The sequence below is a fragment of the Allobosea sp. 117 genome, assembly GCF_000702305.1.
Classification (GTDB): domain Bacteria; phylum Pseudomonadota; class Alphaproteobacteria; order Rhizobiales; family Xanthobacteraceae; genus Ancylobacter.
This window is the reverse complement of the sequence record NZ_JNLC01000018.1, coordinates 150,122-167,631: the sequence shown is the minus strand read 5'-3', so window position 1 is coordinate 167,631 and position 17,510 is coordinate 150,122. Positions and strand designations below refer to the sequence as shown.

14 protein-coding genes are annotated in these 17,510 nt (G+C 66.5%); 3 read left to right on the top strand and 11 right to left on the bottom strand.

Annotated elements, in window-relative coordinates; genetic code table 11:
* Nucleotides 1–2 precede the first annotated feature (2 nt).
* The 10 genes from urtB to U742_RS0120775 all read right to left on the bottom strand — a co-directional run bounded on the left by urtB (nt 3) and on the right by U742_RS0120775 (nt 10,175).
* Nucleotides 3–878, bottom strand: a complete 876-nt coding sequence (gene urtB, locus U742_RS0120820) for an urea ABC transporter permease subunit UrtB (RefSeq protein WP_029356600.1) — start codon at nt 876–878, stop codon at nt 3–5.
* Between the two features lie 135 nt (nt 879–1,013).
* Entirely contained in the window at nt 1,014–2,315 is a 1,302-nt protein-coding gene (locus U742_RS0120815; protein WP_029356598.1) for a transporter substrate-binding domain-containing protein, read from the bottom strand.
* A gap of 491 nt (nt 2,316–2,806) precedes the next feature.
* Nucleotides 2,807–3,643, bottom strand: a complete 837-nt coding sequence (locus U742_RS0120810) for an urease accessory protein UreD (RefSeq protein ID WP_248310449.1) — start codon at nt 3,641–3,643, stop codon at nt 2,807–2,809.
* 23 nt (nt 3,644–3,666) lie between these two features.
* Nucleotides 3,667–4,317, bottom strand: coding sequence for an urease accessory protein UreG (gene ureG / locus U742_RS0120805; protein WP_029356594.1), 651 nt, complete (start codon nt 4,315–4,317; stop codon nt 3,667–3,669).
* A 5-nt stretch (nt 4,318–4,322) separates the two neighbouring features.
* Entirely contained in the window at nt 4,323–6,035 is a 1,713-nt protein-coding gene (gene ureC, locus U742_RS0120800) for an urease subunit alpha (protein ID WP_029356593.1), read from the bottom strand.
* 10 nt (nt 6,036–6,045) lie between these two features.
* The gene (locus U742_RS0120795; protein WP_029356591.1) at nt 6,046–6,741 is read right to left on the bottom strand and encodes an urease subunit gamma; all 696 of its coding nucleotides are present in this window, start codon (nt 6,739–6,741) and stop codon (nt 6,046–6,048) included.
* A gap of 14 nt (nt 6,742–6,755) precedes the next feature.
* Nucleotides 6,756–7,421 (bottom strand): urease accessory protein UreF, encoded by a 666-nt coding sequence (locus tag U742_RS0120790; protein ID WP_029356590.1) that lies wholly within the window; start codon nt 7,419–7,421, stop codon nt 6,756–6,758.
* Nucleotides 7,418–7,882, bottom strand: a complete 465-nt coding sequence (gene ureE, locus U742_RS0120785; protein ID WP_029356588.1) for an urease accessory protein UreE — start codon at nt 7,880–7,882, stop codon at nt 7,418–7,420. Before ureE ends, U742_RS0120790 begins: the two co-directional genes overlap by 4 nt.
* A gap of 522 nt (nt 7,883–8,404) precedes the next feature.
* Nucleotides 8,405–9,013 carry an ANTAR domain-containing response regulator gene (locus U742_RS0120780; RefSeq protein ID WP_029356586.1) on the bottom strand — a complete coding sequence of 203 codons (609 nt, stop codon included), beginning with the start codon at nt 9,011–9,013 and terminating at the stop codon, nt 8,405–8,407.
* A 7-nt stretch (nt 9,014–9,020) separates the two neighbouring features.
* The gene (locus U742_RS0120775) at nt 9,021–10,175 is read right to left on the bottom strand and encodes a transporter substrate-binding domain-containing protein (protein WP_029356584.1); all 1,155 of its coding nucleotides are present in this window, start codon (nt 10,173–10,175) and stop codon (nt 9,021–9,023) included.
* 227 nt (nt 10,176–10,402) lie between these two features.
* On the opposite strand from U742_RS0120775, the gene recA reads away from it, so the two are divergent.
* From recA to U742_RS0120760, 3 genes are all read left to right on the top strand, one after another.
* Nucleotides 10,403–11,482, top strand: coding sequence for a recombinase RecA (gene recA / locus U742_RS0120770; RefSeq protein WP_029356582.1), 1,080 nt, complete (start codon nt 10,403–10,405; stop codon nt 11,480–11,482).
* A 277-nt stretch (nt 11,483–11,759) separates the two neighbouring features.
* Nucleotides 11,760–14,414, top strand: a complete 2,655-nt coding sequence (gene alaS / locus U742_RS0120765; RefSeq protein ID WP_029356580.1) for an alanine--tRNA ligase — start codon at nt 11,760–11,762, stop codon at nt 14,412–14,414.
* Between the two features lie 407 nt (nt 14,415–14,821).
* Entirely contained in the window at nt 14,822–16,078 is a 1,257-nt protein-coding gene (locus U742_RS0120760) for a cyclic nucleotide-gated ion channel (protein ID WP_029356579.1), read from the top strand.
* 117 nt (nt 16,079–16,195) lie between these two features.
* Here U742_RS0120760 and U742_RS0120755 read toward each other — a convergent pair whose 3' ends face one another.
* Nucleotides 16,196–17,407, bottom strand: coding sequence for an NADP-dependent isocitrate dehydrogenase (locus U742_RS0120755; RefSeq protein ID WP_029356577.1), 1,212 nt, complete (start codon nt 17,405–17,407; stop codon nt 16,196–16,198).
* Nucleotides 17,408–17,510 lie beyond the last annotated feature (103 nt).

Below are 17,510 nucleotides of genomic sequence, written 5' to 3'. Positions count from 1 at the left end.
TTTCATCGACGCGCTCCTGCCTGGGCGAAGAGGCCCTGGGGCCGGAACCTGAGGAAGACGACGATCAGCACGAAGATGACGAAGCGCGCGAAAGTGTCGTTGGTGAAGAAGGCGAAGACCGACTGCAGCTCGCCCGTCACGCCGCTCGCGACGACGCTGCCAGCGAGCGAGCCGCCGCCTACCACGACCATGAGGAAGGCCTGCACGACATAGCTCGACCCCATGGTCGGCAGCACGATGTTCAGCACGCCGAACAGCGAGCCGGCAACGCCGGCCAGCCCCGCGCCGAGCGCGAAGGTGAGCATGTAGATGCGGCTGGAATTGATGCCGAAGGAGGCGGCCATCTCCTTGTTCTGCATTACCGCGCGCACCTGCACGCCGAAGCGCGTCTTGTAAAACAGCGCCCAGAGCGCCAGCACCAGAAGCGCGGTGATGCCGAACACGATGACGCGGAAAGTGGAGATCGACACGAAGCCGAGCGAGAGGTTCGAGGAGAAGATCTCCGGCACCGCCAGATACTTCGGGTCCGAGCCGAAGATCAGCCGTACGCCCTGCATCAGCACGAGCGAGACGCCGTAGGTCGCGAGCAGCGTGTCGAGCGGGCGCTTGTACAGATACTGGATCAGCCCACGCTCGAGCACGAGCCCGACCAGGGCGACGATGACGAAGGAGATCGGAATGCAGAAGAGATACGGGACCCCGACGTAATATTGCAGCATGTAGGAGCTGTAGGCGCCCAGCATGATGAATTCGCCATGCGCCATGTTGATGACGCCGGCAGCTCCATAGATGATGGTCAGCCCTAGAGCGGCGATAAGCCAGATACTCGCGATGCTGATACCCAGTATGAGCGCGTTCAGGATCGATCCGAAGTCCATCGCAAACCCTTCGTCGCGGAAAGCTGCCACCGATATCCACCGCGGATTCCGCCGCGTCTGAACTCCTGGTGGCCTGATCGTTTCTTTGGGGCGGCCGCCCCGCCGGCCGGAGCCGGCGAGGCAGTCTGATCGCGGTCAGATGACGCTCTTGCGGACCTTGCCGTCGGGGGCCTTGAGGCCTTCCTTGGTGCACACGCCGGCATCGGGGTAGATCGAATAGGGATCGGGTGCGACCTGCTCGGAGGCGGCCTTCACTACCTTGAACGTGCCGTCCGCCTGGCATTGGCCGATCTTGGGCTTCAGCCAGGTGTTGAAGTTGTTCTCGTCGATCCAGACCAGGCCTTCCGGCGAGACGTTGTCCTCGATGCGGATGCCGCCCGAATTGTCGCGGATGGCGCGCGGCGTAACGTTCTCGAAGCCGACGGCCGCCGCCGCCTTCTCGAAGCCGGCTTTGAACACATAGGCGGAGAGGTAGGTCTCCTCCATGTTGTAGTGGGTCGTGCCGTTCTTGCCGTACTTGCTCTTCAGGAAGCCCTCGACGAACTTCTGGTTCGTGGGGTTGTCGAGCGTCTGGAAATACGGCGCGGAGAGGAAGTGCCCGGCGCCGAACTCGGCGCCCATCGCCCGCGTCTCGATCTCGCCGGTGGTGAGCGAGGCGATCGGCATGGAGTCGACCTTGAAGCCTTCCTGCTTGAACTGCTTGTGGAAGGCGATGTCGGAGGCGCCGACCACGGTGGAGAAGATGAAGTTCGGCTTGGCGTCGCGGATCTTGTTCAGCACCGGGCCGAACTCCGAGCTGCCGAGCGGGATGTATTCCTCGCCGAGCAGCTCGCCGCCCGCCTGCTGCAGCCAGATCTTGGCGTTCTTGTTCGACTCCTTCGGCCAGACGTAATTGGAGCCGACGAAGAAGACCTTCTTGCCGAAGTTCTGCACCATGAAGGGGATCAGGTCCTTCGAGTGCTGATTGGCGAGCGGGCCGGTGCAGATCGTGTTCTGCGTGCACTCCGCGCCTTCGTAGCAGGTCGGATAATAGAGCAGGTGATCGCGCTGCATGACCGTCGGCAGGATCGCCTTGCGGCTCGCCGAGGTGTAGCAGCCGAAGATCGCGGTGACCTTCTCGCGCAGGATCAGCTCCTTGGTCTTCTCCGAATAGACGTTGAAGTCCGACTTGGCGTCGACGATCACCGGCTCGACCGGCACGCCGCCGACGCCGCCGGCCTTGTTGATCTCGTCGAAGGCGTATTGGAGCACGAGGGTCGAATCCTCCTCCGGAACGGCCAGTGCGCCGGTGAGGGAGAACAGCAGGCCGACCTTGAGCGGCTCGCCCTTCTTGAGCGCCGCGCCCCAGGCCTCGCCGGGGATCCAGAGATGCGGAGCCGCCAATGCTGCAGATGCGAGGCCGGCGGTCTTGAGCAATTTCCTACGCGTGAAATCCATCGTTGCGACCCCTTGGAAGTATGGAAACGGTGAAAGCGCGGGCACCCGCCAGCCCCAGGCCAAGCACTCGGAGCGCCGATCGCTACGACAAGACGCTATGTCGAAGCATTCTTACCTGTCAATAATATTTCTTCTCAGTTATAATAATATTCTCGTGCGGAAAACGTGTGGCAAAATATTGATCAGCGTATTGATGAATTTATGTGCATCTCAATATTGAGAATATTCCTTTGAAGCCGTGAATATATTCATATGCATTCCTACATTATCGGTATGAATGACTACATCGATCCATAATTATCTAACATCCGTACGCATTTAACTGATGGCGCTCTTCATATAGACAGTATCCCACCCGTCTCACGCGAACCCGGGATGCGCGCTCATGGTCGGAGCGCGCAGCGGGAATGCCCGCGAAGACGGCACCCCGGTCGAAGCGGCGGCCCGCAGCCCGCCGCCGGCGCAGCCGGGTTCGGAGCGCCCCGCGGGGCTCATTTGCGGCGACGAGCGGGCTCAAAGCCGAGCATCCTTTCGACACCGAGGGAAAAGAGACCTTCGACGGCGCGCACGATCTGCCCTCCGTTCGGCGCGATCATCCGGACGGAAATCCCCATGTCGTTCGGCGCGGCGCAGGCGCCACCGAGGCAGCCGGTGCGATCCAGCATGTCCTCGATGGCTGCCGCCTCCGGCAGGCGCTCGGTCGGCCCCAGCAGCAGGGCCGAGCCGAAGGCGCCGGCCCCGGCGCCCAGAATTGAGGCGGCGCCGGCGAGCTCCGCGCCGGTGATCGTCGCGCGGTCGATCACGGCCGTCCGATCGCCCCCGTCGAACACCAGCGTCTCCGAGGAGAGCCGGCCGAACGGGCGCCCCTCGCCGGAATAGTCGTGCCAGGCCACGCCTTCCGCGAAGATCGCGCACGCGCCCTCGGCGAGATGGATTTCGGTGCGGGTGTCGAGCTCCGCACCGGGAAACAGGATCAGTGGATCGAGGGTTAGCGCCGTGAAGGCCTCCCGTCCCAAGCGCAGGACCGTGTGCTGGCTGGCGGGCCGCGCGCCGGTGTCGTGCACCACGGTCGCCGCCTGGCTGGTGACATGGGCGAGCGCACCATCACGCACATCGATGCGCAGGCTCAGCTCGTCGCCGCGATAGATCCCTCCGGATGCCGACTGGAGATAGAGCGTGGCGAGGTCAGCGCGCTCGGCATCGAGCGCGAAAGGGCGCGTGATGTGAAAGGGGTAGGGCGCGATCTGGCGGATGAGGGCGGATCGTCCTCCTCCTTGCGCGAAGACGAGTTCGGCGGCCCGCCGGCGACCGGCGGCGGAGGGGCCCATACCTTCGGAATAGGTCGCCGGCCTCATGTGTGAAACAGCACGGCGCGACAGATCATGTCGGCCACCGTGTCCACGCCTTCGCCCGACCGGGCATTGGTGGCGACGACGGGGCGCTCGCCCCGCGCCGCCTGTGCCTCGGCGAGCATGGAGGACAGATCGACCCCGACATGCGGCGCGAGATCGACCTTGTTCACCACCAGCAGGTCGCATTTCAGGACGCCGGGACCCTTCTTGCGGGGGATGTCGTCGCCGCCGGCGACATCGATCACGAACATCCACCAGTCGACGAGGTCCAGCGAGAAGGTCGAGGCGAGGTTGTCGCCGCCGGATTCGAAGATCACCAGCTCGAGCCCCGGGAAACGGCTCTCCAGGTCGTCGCCCGCCGCCATGTTGAGGGTGGGGTCTTCCCGAATGACGGTATGCGGGCAGGCGCCGGCCTCGACCGCCGACACGCGTTCGGGGTCGATCAGGCCGGAGCGTCGCAGCCGCTCGGCGTCCTCCTTGGTGACGAGATCATTGGTGACGACCGCGAAATCGACGTTGCGCGCGTCGAGCGCCGGGATCAGCCGCTCGATCAGCGCGGTCTTGCCCGACCCGACCGGGCCGCCGATGCCGATCCGCGCCGCGGACGACGTCCGCGGTCCGATCCCCTGTGTCGCTCCCCATTCCAGCATGGCGGTCACCGCAGCATGTAGCGCTGCGCGAGCGGCAGCGTCTCGGCGGGCTCGCAGGTCGCGAGCTCCCCGTCCACGAACACGTCGAAGGTCTGCGGATCGACGCGGATGTTCGGGCAGGCGTCGTTGTGCAGCATGTCCGACTTGCGCAGTCCGCGCGTGCCGCTGGCCGGAAGCAGCCGCTTCGACAGGCCGAGTTCCTCGCCGAGCCCGCGTGCAATGGCGAGCGGATGGACGAAGCAAGCCGAGAGCGCCGGTGCGGCGCGGCCGAAGGCGCCCCATTGCGGGCGCAGCAGCACGGGCTCGCAGGTCATCAGCGAGGCGGCGCTGTCGCCCATCGCGCCCCAAGCGATGAAGCCGCCCTTGATGACGAGTTCGGGCTTGATGCCGAAGAAGGCCGGCCGCCAGACCACGATGTCGGCCATCTTGCCGGCTTCCAGCGAGCCGACATGTTCGGCGATGCCGAAGGTGCGCGCCGCGTTGATGGTGTATTTCGCGATGTAGCGCCGGATGCGCTCATTGTCGCCGAAGCCCGGCTTCTCTTCCGGCAGGGCGCCACGCTGGTCCTTCATCTTGGAGGCGAGCTGCCAGGTCCGGCAGATCACCTCGTGGATGCGGCCCATGCCCTGGCTGTCCGAGCCGAGCATCGAGATGGCGCCGATGTCGTGGAGGATGTCCTCGGCGGCGATGGTCTGCGCGCGGATGCGGCTCTCTGCGAAGGCCACGTCCTCCGGCAGGGCCGGATTGAGGTGGTGGCAGGTCATCGTCATGTCGAGATGTTCGTCGAACGTGTTGACCGTGTAGGGATTGGTCGGGTTCGTCGACGAGGGCAGGCAATGCGCTACGCCCGCCACGCGGATGATGTCCGGCGCGTGGCCGCCGCCCGCGCCCTCCGTGTGGTACATGTGGATGGTGCGCCCGCCGATGGCGGCCAGCGTGTCTTCGAGGAAGCCGCTTTCGTTCAGCGTGTCCGTGTGGAGCTGGACCTGGTAGTCGAGTTCGTCCGCCGAGCGCAGGCAGGCGTCGATGGTCGCCGGCATGGCGCCCCAGTCCTCATGGATCTTGAGGCCAAGGCAGCCGGTTTCCAGTTGCTCCTTCAGCGAGCCGGGAATGTGGCTGTTGCCGCGCCCGAGGAAGCCGAAATTCATCGGCCAGGCCTCGGAGGCCTGCAGCATCTTGCCGGTGTTGAACGGCCCGCCGGAATCGATGCCCACGGTGATCGGCCCGAGCGAGCCGCCCAGCATGGTGGTGATCCCGCTCGCCAGCGCGTGCTCGACAAGGCCGGCGCTATCGAAATGCACATGCACGTCGATGCCGCCGGCGGTGGCGATCAGCCCCTCGCAGTCGCGCACCGTAGTGCCGGCGCCGACGATGAGCCGCGGATCGACCCCGTCCATGACGGCGGGATTTCCGGCCTTGCCGATGCCGACGATGCGCCCGTCCTTGATGCCGAGATCGCCCTTCACCACGCCGAGGACGGCGTCGATCACCGTCACGTTGCAGAGCAGGAAGTCGAGTGCGCCCTCGGCATTGGTGATGCCGGCGGCGAGACCCATGCCGTCGCGCAGCGTCTTGCCGCCGCCATGCAGGCATTCGTCGCCATAGACCGCATGGTCCTTCTCGACCACGGCGACGAGGGACGTGTCGCCCAGGCGGACGCCGTCACCGACGGTCGGGCCGTAGAGGGCTGCGTAGTCGCGACGCCGGATGATCGCCATCGCCGCCTCCTCACGCGCCCCGGAAGCCGGCGGCGCGCGCTCGTTCGAGCGCTGCGTCGCGGGCTTCCGCCGTGGTGGTGTCGCCGTCCGAGAGGCCGTTCAGGCCGCCGAGGAAGCGCCGGCCGCCGAACGGGACAAGCGTGACCTCCTTGGACTGGCCGGGCTCGAAGCGCAGCGCTGTCCCTGCCGGAATGTCGAGTCGCATGCCGAAGGCCGCCGCGCGGTTGAACTCCATCGCGCGGTTCACCTCGAAGAAATGGAAGTGCGAGCCGATCTGCACCGGCCGGTCGCCGGTGTTGACGGCCTGAAGCGTGACTTTCGGGCGCCCGGCATTGAGCTCGATCTCGCCGTCCAGCGGCAGGCTCTCGCCGGGTGTCACCGTCGCTGCGGCCGAGCCTTCCTCGGGACGGATCGGCTCGTGCACGGTCACCAGCTTCGTGCCGTCGGGGAACACGCACTCGACCTGCAGTATGTCGATCATCGCCGGCACGCCCGGCATCACGTCCGCGCTGGTCAGGATGGTCGCGCCATGGCCGATCAGCTCGGCGACCGAACGGCCGTCGCGCGCGCCTTCCAGTATCTCGTCGGTGATCAAGGCCACCGCCTCCGGATGGTTGAGCTTGCAGCCGCGCGCGCGGCGCTTTCGCGCCAGCTCCGCCGCGGAGAAGATCGTCAGGCGTTCCAGTTCGGTCGGCGTCAGCAGCATGGGCGTTCAAGCACTCAATTGGAGAACAGGCGGACCTCGCCGCGCGCATGACGCATCGCGGCGATGTCGAGACGCGGGGAGAAGCTTTCGATCCGGGACGGCAGCGGAGCGGCCGCGAGTTCGGCCAGCAGCGGCAGGAGGCGGCGCACAATGCCCTGCGCGCTCACCGCGCCGAGCAGGCCGAGCCGGACCGCCGCCGTGGTGAAGCCGGAAAGCGCCACATAGCCGGACGCCAGCATGGCGCTGGCGGCATCCAGCCCGGCGCCGCGCCACAGCACGCCCTGCGCCACCGGCAGATGGCCGAGCGCGCGGCCCTGCCGCACCCGCCCCTGGAATTCCCGCGCACCGGGCGTGCCGATGCGCGCATGGGCCGCGATCAGGCTCGCCCCGTTGCGCCGGGAACCGAGGCGGAACGGCTCGGCGAGGGTCGAGGCCTCGACCTCGCGATCGATCGCCTCGACGCGATCGAGATCGTCGGCCACCCGATAGGCCCGAGCCAAGGCCACCCGATCGGCGCTCGCCCAGCGGCGGCGCAGTGCGTTGGCGACGACATTCTCCAGCTCCATCTCGTCGATCGGCCCGGAGAGCGCCGCGAGGCCTTCCAGCCCGTTGGAGAAAGCGAAGCCACCGCTCGGAAAGGCCGTGTCGGCCTGCCAGATGGCGAGGAGCTGCCCGATCATGCCGCCATCTCCCCGGTCACGACCAGACGGGGGATCGAGGAGACGCCGGGCAGCGCGTCGAGCCGCGCATAATAGGTCTCGATCGGGCCTTCGAGCGCGACGAGCAGCCGTTCGCCCGCGAAGCGCACGCGCCAGTGCAGATTGCCGGCGTGATAGCCGAGCTCGACCCCTTCCGCGATGGAGCGCGGCTGGAAGCTCAGCCAGCGCTCGACCTCGGCCCGCACCACGATCGCCCGCTCGTCGTCGATCAGCAGCACGGCGCCGTCGAACAGCTTCTGGTCGCGGGGCAGGGCGATCGCGATGTCCTCTCCCTTTGCGGAAAGCAGCCGCAGGCGCCGGCGCGACATGTCCATCGCGGAGACCGTCACGACATCGACGGTGCCGTGGTGCTCCAGGCGGTGGATCCGCTCGTGCAGCGAAGGCTCCAGTCGACTTCCGAGAACACGTTCGATCATCAGCATGGGAGAGACAGCTCGACGCAATGAATCCGTTCCGGGCCGGACCCTGCGCGATGCGCACAGGGCCGACGCTGCATCACCTGCGGGCGGGAGCCTCGCCGGGGATGCCATCGATAGAGTCTTCGAGTGCGACGATCCCGCACACGATCCGCCCGGCCGTTATCGAGCGCCAATGCTTAGCCGGACACATATCTCCCGACGAAATGTCACCATGCTGCATGCGCAAGCCTCCTGTGGCGCCGCGTGGCGCAAACCGGGATCGTTCAGAGGTGTGACGGAGCGACGTCAGGACCGGCCATCCAGCCGTGTGGCGGTGGAAGCAACCCTGCAGGGACGGGGCGACCGGTAAATGCCGCCGCGGCAATGTCATTGGATCGGCGGAACGTCCCTGTTCCGCGCAAACAAAAAAGCCCGCCAAACCCATGTCATGGGGTTTGCCGGGCTACATCGCCTCTCCGGATAATCAGCCTTGATTATCCGGCTATGTCGACGGCCAGCGCAATGCAGCCATGCGACGAAAGCAAGCTAAGCATTATCGGGACGGAAATTCAAGAGCTCGCTCGCGTTGATGATGGCGGTCGCCATCTCCTCCATCGATATCCGCTTGGCCATCGCCTGCCGGCGCAGCGACTGATAGGCCTCGTCCTCTGAGATATTGTGGCTCGCCATGAGGATGGCCTTGGCCTTCTGGATCTGCTGCATGCTCGTGACCTTGCGCTCGAGCTTGCGTATGCGGCGGGCCTGCTCCTTCCGCTCAAGCCACAGGCTCCGCGCCAGGGTGATCTGCGTCAGCAGGCCGAACGGCTTGATTGGGCGCTCGATCACGGCGAGCGCCCCGCTCTCCAGAACGAGGGCGAGGGTCGACGGGTTTTCGTAGCCAACGATGGCGATCACCGTCGGCGCGTTCGCGGATTGCGACCGGATGAGCTTGTAGAGCGTGTCGCGATCCTCCTGGTCGACCGAGAGGAGCACGAGATCGGCATGCTCGGCATAGGCCGAGGGCGGCGGCCATGTCGTCTCCACGACGCAGCCGATGCGCTTGAGGTGGTCGACGAGCTGCTGGCCCTCCACGTCGTTGGCGTGGATGACCTGCACCCGCAGTCCTCTGATGTCCCGCAGGATCTGGATCGTCATGGCGCGCTCAGAAGATTTCCGTCTGCTCCACGAAATCCGCCGACCAGTCGTCGAGGCTCTGCGAGATGCAATAGGGGTCCGGCTTCACGCGCACACCCGGGTTCCAGATGATCTGGAAACGCCCCTTGGCATCGAGCCGCGCGACGCGAGGCCAGAGATAGGTGTGATGGTTCTCGGCGTCGACGCGCACCCGCCCCTGCGGCGCATCGAACTCGATCGACTTGATCTCGGCGATGACCCTGCGGGGATCGTCCGTGCCGGCCCGGGCCAGCGCCCGCGCCGCCAGATGCATCTGGAAATAGGCCGCCTCGGCGGCTGAGGGGACCGGCGCATCCGCTCCGAAGCGGGCCCGGTAAGCGGAGACGAAGGCGCGCGCAGCCGGCGTCGCCAGCGTGTCGAAGAAGGTGGCTGCCGAGATGTGGCCTTCCGCCACGCCCGGCGCCATCTCCGCGACGTCCGCCTCCGAGGTGGTGACGGTGGCGATCGGCATGGTGGACGGATCGAGCCCGGCCTGCCGGTAAGCCTCGTAGAAGGGCGCCGTGGCCTGACCGACGATGGTCGAGAAGATCACGTCCGGGCTGTGCTTCTTGATCCGCTTGATGGCGCGGGAAATCTCGTCCGGGCCGGCGTCGAGCGCGATGTAGAGCTCGTCCACCACCTTGCCCCGGGCCTGGGTGACGAAGTCGCTCATGATCCGGTTGGATTCATAAGGGTAGATGTAGTTGGAGGCGATGAAGAACACCCGCTGGCCGTGCTTGGTCAGCACGTATTTCGCGAGCTGGAAGGCGTTCTGGTTCGGCACCGCGCCGGTGAAGATCGCCTGCGGCGAATATTCGAACCCCTCGTAGAAGGTCGGGTAGAACAGCGCCCCGCGATAGCCGTCGATCAGCGGCAGGACCGCCTTGCGCACGCTCGACATGTAGCAGCCGAACAGCAGGCGCACGCCCTCGACGCCCAGCATGCGCTCGGCGATCTCGCGGAAGCGCCGGGGGCGGGAGCCGCCATCCACGTGCAGCGGCTCGATGGGCCGCCCCAATACACCGCCGGCGGCGTTGATTTCCTCGATCGCGAGAAGGGCTGCGTTCAGCTGCGTCTGCTCGATGTTCGCGGTCACGCCCGTCGTCGAATACAACAGACCGACACGCCACGCTCCGCCAATCAAACCTCAGACCTCCAAGCGCTATCCAAATCTTGCCGTATTCATGAACGTTCGCCGGCGGTTTGAACAGAGCGCTCCCGACGATTGCGCAACGCGCAGGTCGCCGCATCTGCCATTGCTCAGCGGGTGCGATCAAAGGCGGGAATGGAACATATTGCGAACAGGGAACATATAGGGTACAAACAAAAACATACCTCAACCAGCCCTTGCGCAGACACCGGAGCCCAGCAATGACTCAGTCGACGTTGCGACTCGTCGAAGGATCTTCCATGGACAAGGCCAAGGCGCTGGACGCAGCGCTCTCCCAGATCGAGCGGCATTTCGGCAAGGGCTCGATCATGCGGCTGGGCAAGAGCGACAAGGTGATCGAGGTCGAGACGGTCTCCACCGGCTCGCTGGGCCTCGATATCGCGCTGGGCATCGGCGGCCTGCCGCGCGGACGGGTCGTCGAGATCTTCGGCCCGGAATCCTCGGGCAAGACCACGCTTGCGCTGCACACCATTGCCGAGGCGCAGAAGAAGGGCGGGATTTGCGCCTTCGTGGATGCCGAGCATGCGCTCGACCCCATCTATGCGCGCAAGCTCGGGGTGGACCTCGACAATCTGCTCATTTCGCAGCCGGATGCCGGCGAGCAGGCGCTCGAGATCGCCGATACGCTCGTGCGCTCCGGTGCCGTCGACGTGCTGGTCGTGGATTCGGTCGCGGCGCTCACCCCCCGCGCCGAGCTCGACGGCGAGATGGGCGACAGCCAGCCCGGCATGCAGGCGCGCCTGATGAGCCAGGCGCTTCGAAAGCTGACCGCCTCGATCAGCCGCTCCAACACCATGGTAATCTTCATCAACCAGATCCGGATGAAGATCGGCGTGATGTATGGCAGCCCGGAGACCACGACGGGCGGCAACGCGCTGAAGTTCTACGCCTCGGTCCGGCTCGACATCCGGCGCATCGGCGCGATCAAGGAACGCGACGAGATGGTTGGCAACCAGACCCGCGTGAAGGTGGTGAAGAACAAGCTGGCGCCTCCCTTCAAGCAGGTCGAGTTCGACATCATGTATGGAGAGGGCGTCTCCAAGATGGGCGAGCTCATCGATCTCGGCGTCAAGGCCGGCGTGGTGGAGAAATCGGGGGCCTGGTTCTCCTATGACAGCCAGCGCCTTGGCCAGGGTCGCGAGAACGCCAAGGCCTTCCTGCGGCAGAATCCCGACGTCGCCGGCCGGATCGAGGCCACCATCCGCCAGAATGCCGGTCTGATCGCCGAGCAGATCCTCGGTGGCGCGGCTGAGGAAGGCGCGGACGGCGAACCGGAGTGATGGCCGGTTTCGGGAGCCGGGTTCGGGGCGGCTGGCTGCGGGCCTGCTCCTCCATCCGGTACGCGATCCGGGAAGGCTGATCGCGGCCATGGATATCGGACGCCGGGATGCCGGCGCGGATCGCCTGCGTTTGAGGCGTTTGGCCGGCGTGGCGGGGCGGCGCGCGGCCTTTCTGGACAAGGCATTGGCGCGTCGGTAGAACCGGGGCTCGCGCATGGTTGCGCGGGCCGGCGCCCCGAGCGCCGGTCGTCTGAGTGAACCCGGCGGACCCTGTTCAATGAGCGGCGTAAACGAGATTCGGTCGACCTTCCTCGACTATTTTGCGAAGAACGGCCATCAGGTCGTGGAGTCCTCGCCGCTGGTTCCACGCAACGACCCGACATTGATGTTCACCAATGCCGGGATGGTGCAGTTCAAGAACGTCTTCACCGGCATCGAGAAACGGCCCTATTCGCGTGCCGCCACCTCGCAGAAATGCGTGCGCGCCGGCGGCAAGCACAACGACCTCGACAATGTCGGCTACACCGCCCGGCATCACACCTTCTTCGAGATGCTCGGCAATTTCTCGTTCGGCGACTATTTCAAGGCCGACGCCATCGAGTTTGCCTGGACGCTGATCACCCGCGAGTTCGAGCTGCCGGTCGACAAGCTCATGGTTACGGTCTTCCATGAGGACGACGAGGCCTTCTCGCTGTGGAAGCGCATCGCCGGTCTGCCGGACGAGAAGATCGTGCGGATCGCGACGTCCGACAATTTCTGGCAAATGGGCGACACAGGTCCGTGCGGGCCGTGCTCCGAGATCTTCTTTGACCACGGACCGCATATCCCCGGCGGGCCGCCCGGCTCCCCCGATGCGGATGGCGACCGCTTCATTGAGATCTGGAATCTCGTCTTCATGCAGTTCGAGCAACTGCCAGGTGGCGATCGCATCCTGCTGCCGCGTCCGTCGATCGACACCGGCATGGGGCTCGAGCGCATCTCCGCGGTGCTGCAGGGCACGCACGACAATTACGAAACCGACCTCATGCGGGCGCTCACCGGTGCGGTCGCGGATCTCACCAATGTCGACGCCGACGGCCCGCAGCGGGCCAGCCACCGCGTGATCGCCGACCACCTGCGCGCCTCGACCTTCCTGGTGGCGGACGGCGTGCTGCCCTCCAACGAGGGGCGCGGCTACGTGCTGCGGCGGATCATGCGGCGCGCGATGCGCCATGCGCAATTGCTCGGCGCGCGCGACCCGCTGATGTATCGCCTCGTTCCAGTGCTGGTGCGCGAGATGGGGCGCGCCTATCCGGAGATCGTGCGCGCCGAGGCGCTCGTCACCGAGACGCTTAGGCTGGAGGAGACGCGGTTCCGCAAGACGCTGGAGCGCGGCCTCACCATCCTCGAGGCGGAGAGCGAGGGGCTCGGCGCCGGCTCGAAATTCTCCGGCGAGACCGCCTTCAAGCTCTACGACACCTATGGCTTCCCGCTCGATCTGACCGAGGACGCGCTGCGCGCGCGTGGCGTCGAGGTGGACGTGCCGGCGTTCCAGACGGCAATGGAGCGCCAGCGGGCGGAGGCGCGCGCCTCCTGGGCCGGCTCCGGCGAGGCGGCAACTGACACGGTGTGGTTCGCGGTGCGCGAGGAGGTCGGCGCGACCGAGTTCCTCGGCTACGGCACCGAGAATGCCGAGGGCGCGGTCACCGCACTGGTGGCGAACGGCGCGCGCGTCGAGGCGCTCGGCGCCGGTGAGCGCGGCCTCGTCGTGCTGAACCAGACGCCGTTCTACGGCGAGTCCGGCGGCCAGGTCGGCGATACCGGGATCATGACGGGCGATGATGGCCTCGCCGTGCGCGTGCTCGACACCCAGAAGAAGCTCGGCGACGTCTTCGTCCATGAGGTGGAGGTCGAGAGCGGCACGCTGACGCCGGGCACGGCGGTGGTGCTCGCGGTCGATCCGTCGCGGCGCACGCAGATCCGCGCCAACCACTCGGCGACGCATCTGTTGCACGAGGCGCTGCGCCGCGTGCTCGGCGAGCATGTCGCGCAGAAGGGCTCGTTGGTCGCGCCGGACCGGCTGCGGTTCGATTTCAGCCATCCCAAGCCGGTGGAGGACGGCGAGCTGCGCGCCGTCGAGGACATCGCCAATGCGATGGTGCTGCGCAACGAGCCGGTGGAGACACGCCTTATGGCGGTCGACGACGCCATCACCTCCGGCGCCCGCGCGCTGTTCGGCGAGAAATATGGCGAGGAGGTGCGCGTCGTCTCGATGGGCACCGACGCTGGCAACGGCGCGCCCTATTCGGTGGAGCTGTGCGGCGGCACCCATGTGGCGCGCACCGGCGACATCGGCCTCGTCACCGTGCTGTCCGAGAGCGCGGTCGGTGCCGGCGTGCGGCGCATCGAGGCGATGACCGCCGATGCCGCCCGCCATCATCTCAATGCCGAGAGCCGGGCGCTGCATGGTGCCGCGGCGCTGCTCAAGGCGCCGGTCGCGGATGTCGAGGCGCGCGTCGGCGCGCTGGTGGAGGAGCGCCGGCGGCTGGAGCGCGAGCTCGCCGATGCCAAGCGCCGCCTCGCCATGGGCGGCGGCGCGGCGGAGGAGGAGCCGGCCCGAACGGTCGGCGCGGTGAAGCTGCTCACGCGCCAGGTGTCCGGCATCGACCTGAAGGACCTCAAGAGCCTCGCGGACGAGGGCAAGAAGCGCCTCGGTTCCGGCGTCGTGGCGATCGTCGCGGTGACGGAGGAGGGGCGCGCCGGGCTCGTCGTCGGGGTCACGCCCGATCTGACGGAGCGCTACGACGCGGTGGCGCTGGTGCGCCGTGGCGCCGAGGCTCTCGGCGGCAAGGGCGGCGGCGGCCGTGCCGACATGGCGCAGGCCGGCGGGCCGGACGGCGCGCGCGCGGCGGAGGCATTGGCGGCGATCGAAAGCGCGCTGGCGGCGGTCTGAGTACGGCCAGCCGGCGGCAACGGTTGTCGCGTGGTGAAGCCGGCGGCCGACTTTGGGTCGGGATTGCCCTTCGCCCTTGATAACGTGTCTGCGGGCAGGTTGCGCCGGAGGATCGGCAGTCGCTCGCCATCAGGTTTGAAGGGCGGAGCCAGCTCGGGAGGGCTCCATCGGCTCCGATGGGGCTGTAGCGCGATCCTGGGCGCAGCCGGCTCGGGAGGGGCTCCCTCGGCATCCGAGGCCGCGACGTGCAGAATAGGCTTGGACAGGCCCGGCTACGTGTCGACGCGTCCGGCTCGGCGTACGGGTTTGCGTCGGGTCGACCGGCACGTGCCGTGAGAGCGTTTCGAGCCGAGTGAATGCGGGCGCAGGGTGCGCCGGCAGGCCGATTGCGTGGGGCAGGGGCGTTGATGACGGCCCACAGGAAGGGCAGATGGTGGGAGGCGTTCCGGCCGACGCGCAAGCACCGCCGCCGCGTCTACGAGATATTGGAGCGCGATGCCGCCCATGATCCGCTGGCCGAGTGGATCAATTACGGGCTCATCCTCCTCATCCTCACCAATGTCACTGCTGCGGTGCTGGAGACCGTGCCGAGCCTCGCGCTCCGCGACCGCGTGGAATTCCATCTGTTCGAGGCGTTCTCGCTGGTCGTCTTCGCCGTCGAATATGCCGGCCGCGTCTGGGTGTCGCCGGAGAATCCACGTTATCGCGGGCTCAGCCAGGCGAGGGCGCGGCTGCGCTACATGGCGACCCTGCCGGCCATCGTCGATCTTCTGGCCTGGCTGCCTTTCGTGCTCTCCGCCTTTCTCGGCCTCGAGCTGCGCACGCTCGCCATCCTGCGCCTGCTGCGCTTCGTCAAGCTCGCGCGCTACTCGCCCGGCATGCAGTCGCTCATCGAGGTGCTGCGCTCGGAGCGGCAGTCGCTGGTCGCCTGCTTCTGGCTGGTGGTGGCGGTGGTGCTGGTCTCGGCCTCGGCCATGTATGTGGCCGAGCGCAACGTGCAGCCGGACAAGTTCGGCTCGATCCCTCAGGCGATGTGGTGGGCGATCGCGACGGTGACGACGGTCGGCTATGGCGATGTCTATCCCATCTCGGCGCCGGGCCGCGTCATCGCCGGCTTCACCATGCTCTCCGGCCTTATCATGATCGCCCTGCCGGTCGGCATCATCGCCACCGCCTTCGTCGAGGTGATCAAGCGGCGCGACTTCATCATCACCTGGGGCATGGTGGCGCGCGTGCCGCTGTTCGCCGATCTCGACGCCGCCGGCATCGGCGAGATCCACAAGATCCTCTCGGCGCACCGCGCGGAACCGGGCGAGATCGTGGTGCGGCGCGGCGAGGTCGCGAGCTCCATGTATTTCATCGCCTCGGGCGAGGTGGAGCTCGAGTTCGTGCACGAGACGGTGCTGCTCGGCGAGGGCCAGTTCTTCGGCGAGATGGCGCTGCTGCACGAGGCGAAGCGCGCCGCCACGGCGCGGGCGCGCACCGGCTGCATGCTACTGATGCTCGATGCGCGCGACCTCGACGAGGTGGTGCATCACCATCCGCAGATCGGCCAGCGCATTCGCGCCATGGCGCGGGAGGTGGAAGGCCCGCACGCGCTGAAGCGCAGCGCCGATATCGCGGGCGACGAGATACCCGCGCGGGGCGACACAAAGCCGATGTGAGGCGCGTCTCGGGCCTGGCGCCGTGGCTCCTCGGGGCCGCGGAGGCCTAAGCGGTGCCTGCGGGGCAGGGATGGCGCGGCGGCGCATGTCCGCCGCGCCCTGTCGTATGCGGAGGCGTCAGGCGAGCGCCTTCGAGAGATTCTCGGACACCTTGTCGAGGAAGCCGGTGGTGGAGAGCCACTTCTGGTCGGCGCCGACGAGGAGTGCGAGATCCTTCGTCATGTCGCCGCTTTCCACCGTGTCGACGCAGACCTTCTCCAGCGTCTTGGCGAAGGTGGCGAGCTCGGCATTGTCGTCGAGCTTGGCGCGATGGGCGAGACCGCGTGTCCAGGCGAAGATCGACGCGATGGAGTTGGTCGAGGTCTCCTTGCCCTTCTGGTGCTCGCGATAGTGGCGCGTCACCGTGCCGTGCGCGGCTTCCGCCTCGACCGTCTTGCCGTCCGGAGTCATCAGCACGGAGGTCATCAGGCCGAGCGAGCCGAAGCCCTGCGCGACGATGTCGGACTGTACGTCGCCGTCATAGTTCTTGCAGGCCCACACATAGCCGCCGGACCACTTCAGCGCCGAGGCGACCATGTCGTCGATCAGGCGGTGCTCGTACCAGATCTTCCGCTTCTCGAACTCGGCCTTGAACTCGGCGTCGTAGATCGACTGGAAGATCTCCTTGAAGCGGCCGTCATACTGCTTGAGGATGGTGTTCTTGGTCGAAAGATAGACCGGATAGTTGCGCATCAGGCCGTAATTGAGCGAGGCGCGCGCAAACTCCCGGATCGACTCGTCGATGTTGTACATCGCCATGGCGACGCCGGAACCGGGATAGGAATAGACGTCCTTCTCGATCACGGTGCCGTCCTCGCCGACGAACTTGATCGTCAGCTTGCCCTTGCCCGGCACCTTGAAATCGGTGGCGCGGTACTGATCGCCGAAGGCGTGGCGGCCGACGACGATCGGCTGGGTCCAACCGGGAACAAGGCGCGGCACGTTCTTGCAGATGATCGGCTCGCGGAAGATCACGCCGCCGAGGATGTTGCGGATGGTGCCGTTCGGCGACTTCCACATCTCCTTCAGGCCAAACTCCTTCACGCGCGCCTCGTCGGCGGTGATGGTGGCGCACTTCACGCCCACGCCGACGCGCTTGATCGCTTCGGCAGCATCCACCGTGACCTGGTCGTTGGTGGCGTCGCGGTGCTCGATGCTGAGGTCGTAATACTCAAGATTCACATCGAGGTAGGGGTGGATCAGCTTGTCCTTGATGTACTGCCAGATAATGCGGGTCATCTCGTCGCCGTCGAGTTCGACGACGGGATTCGCCACCTTGATCTTCGCCATGATCGTTCCTCGTGCGGATGGTAATATCGTATTGGGGCCTCAGCGAGTGTCCGCGGCACGCGCCGGTGCGGGCGTGATAACGCGTCGCCCGGAATTGGGAAAG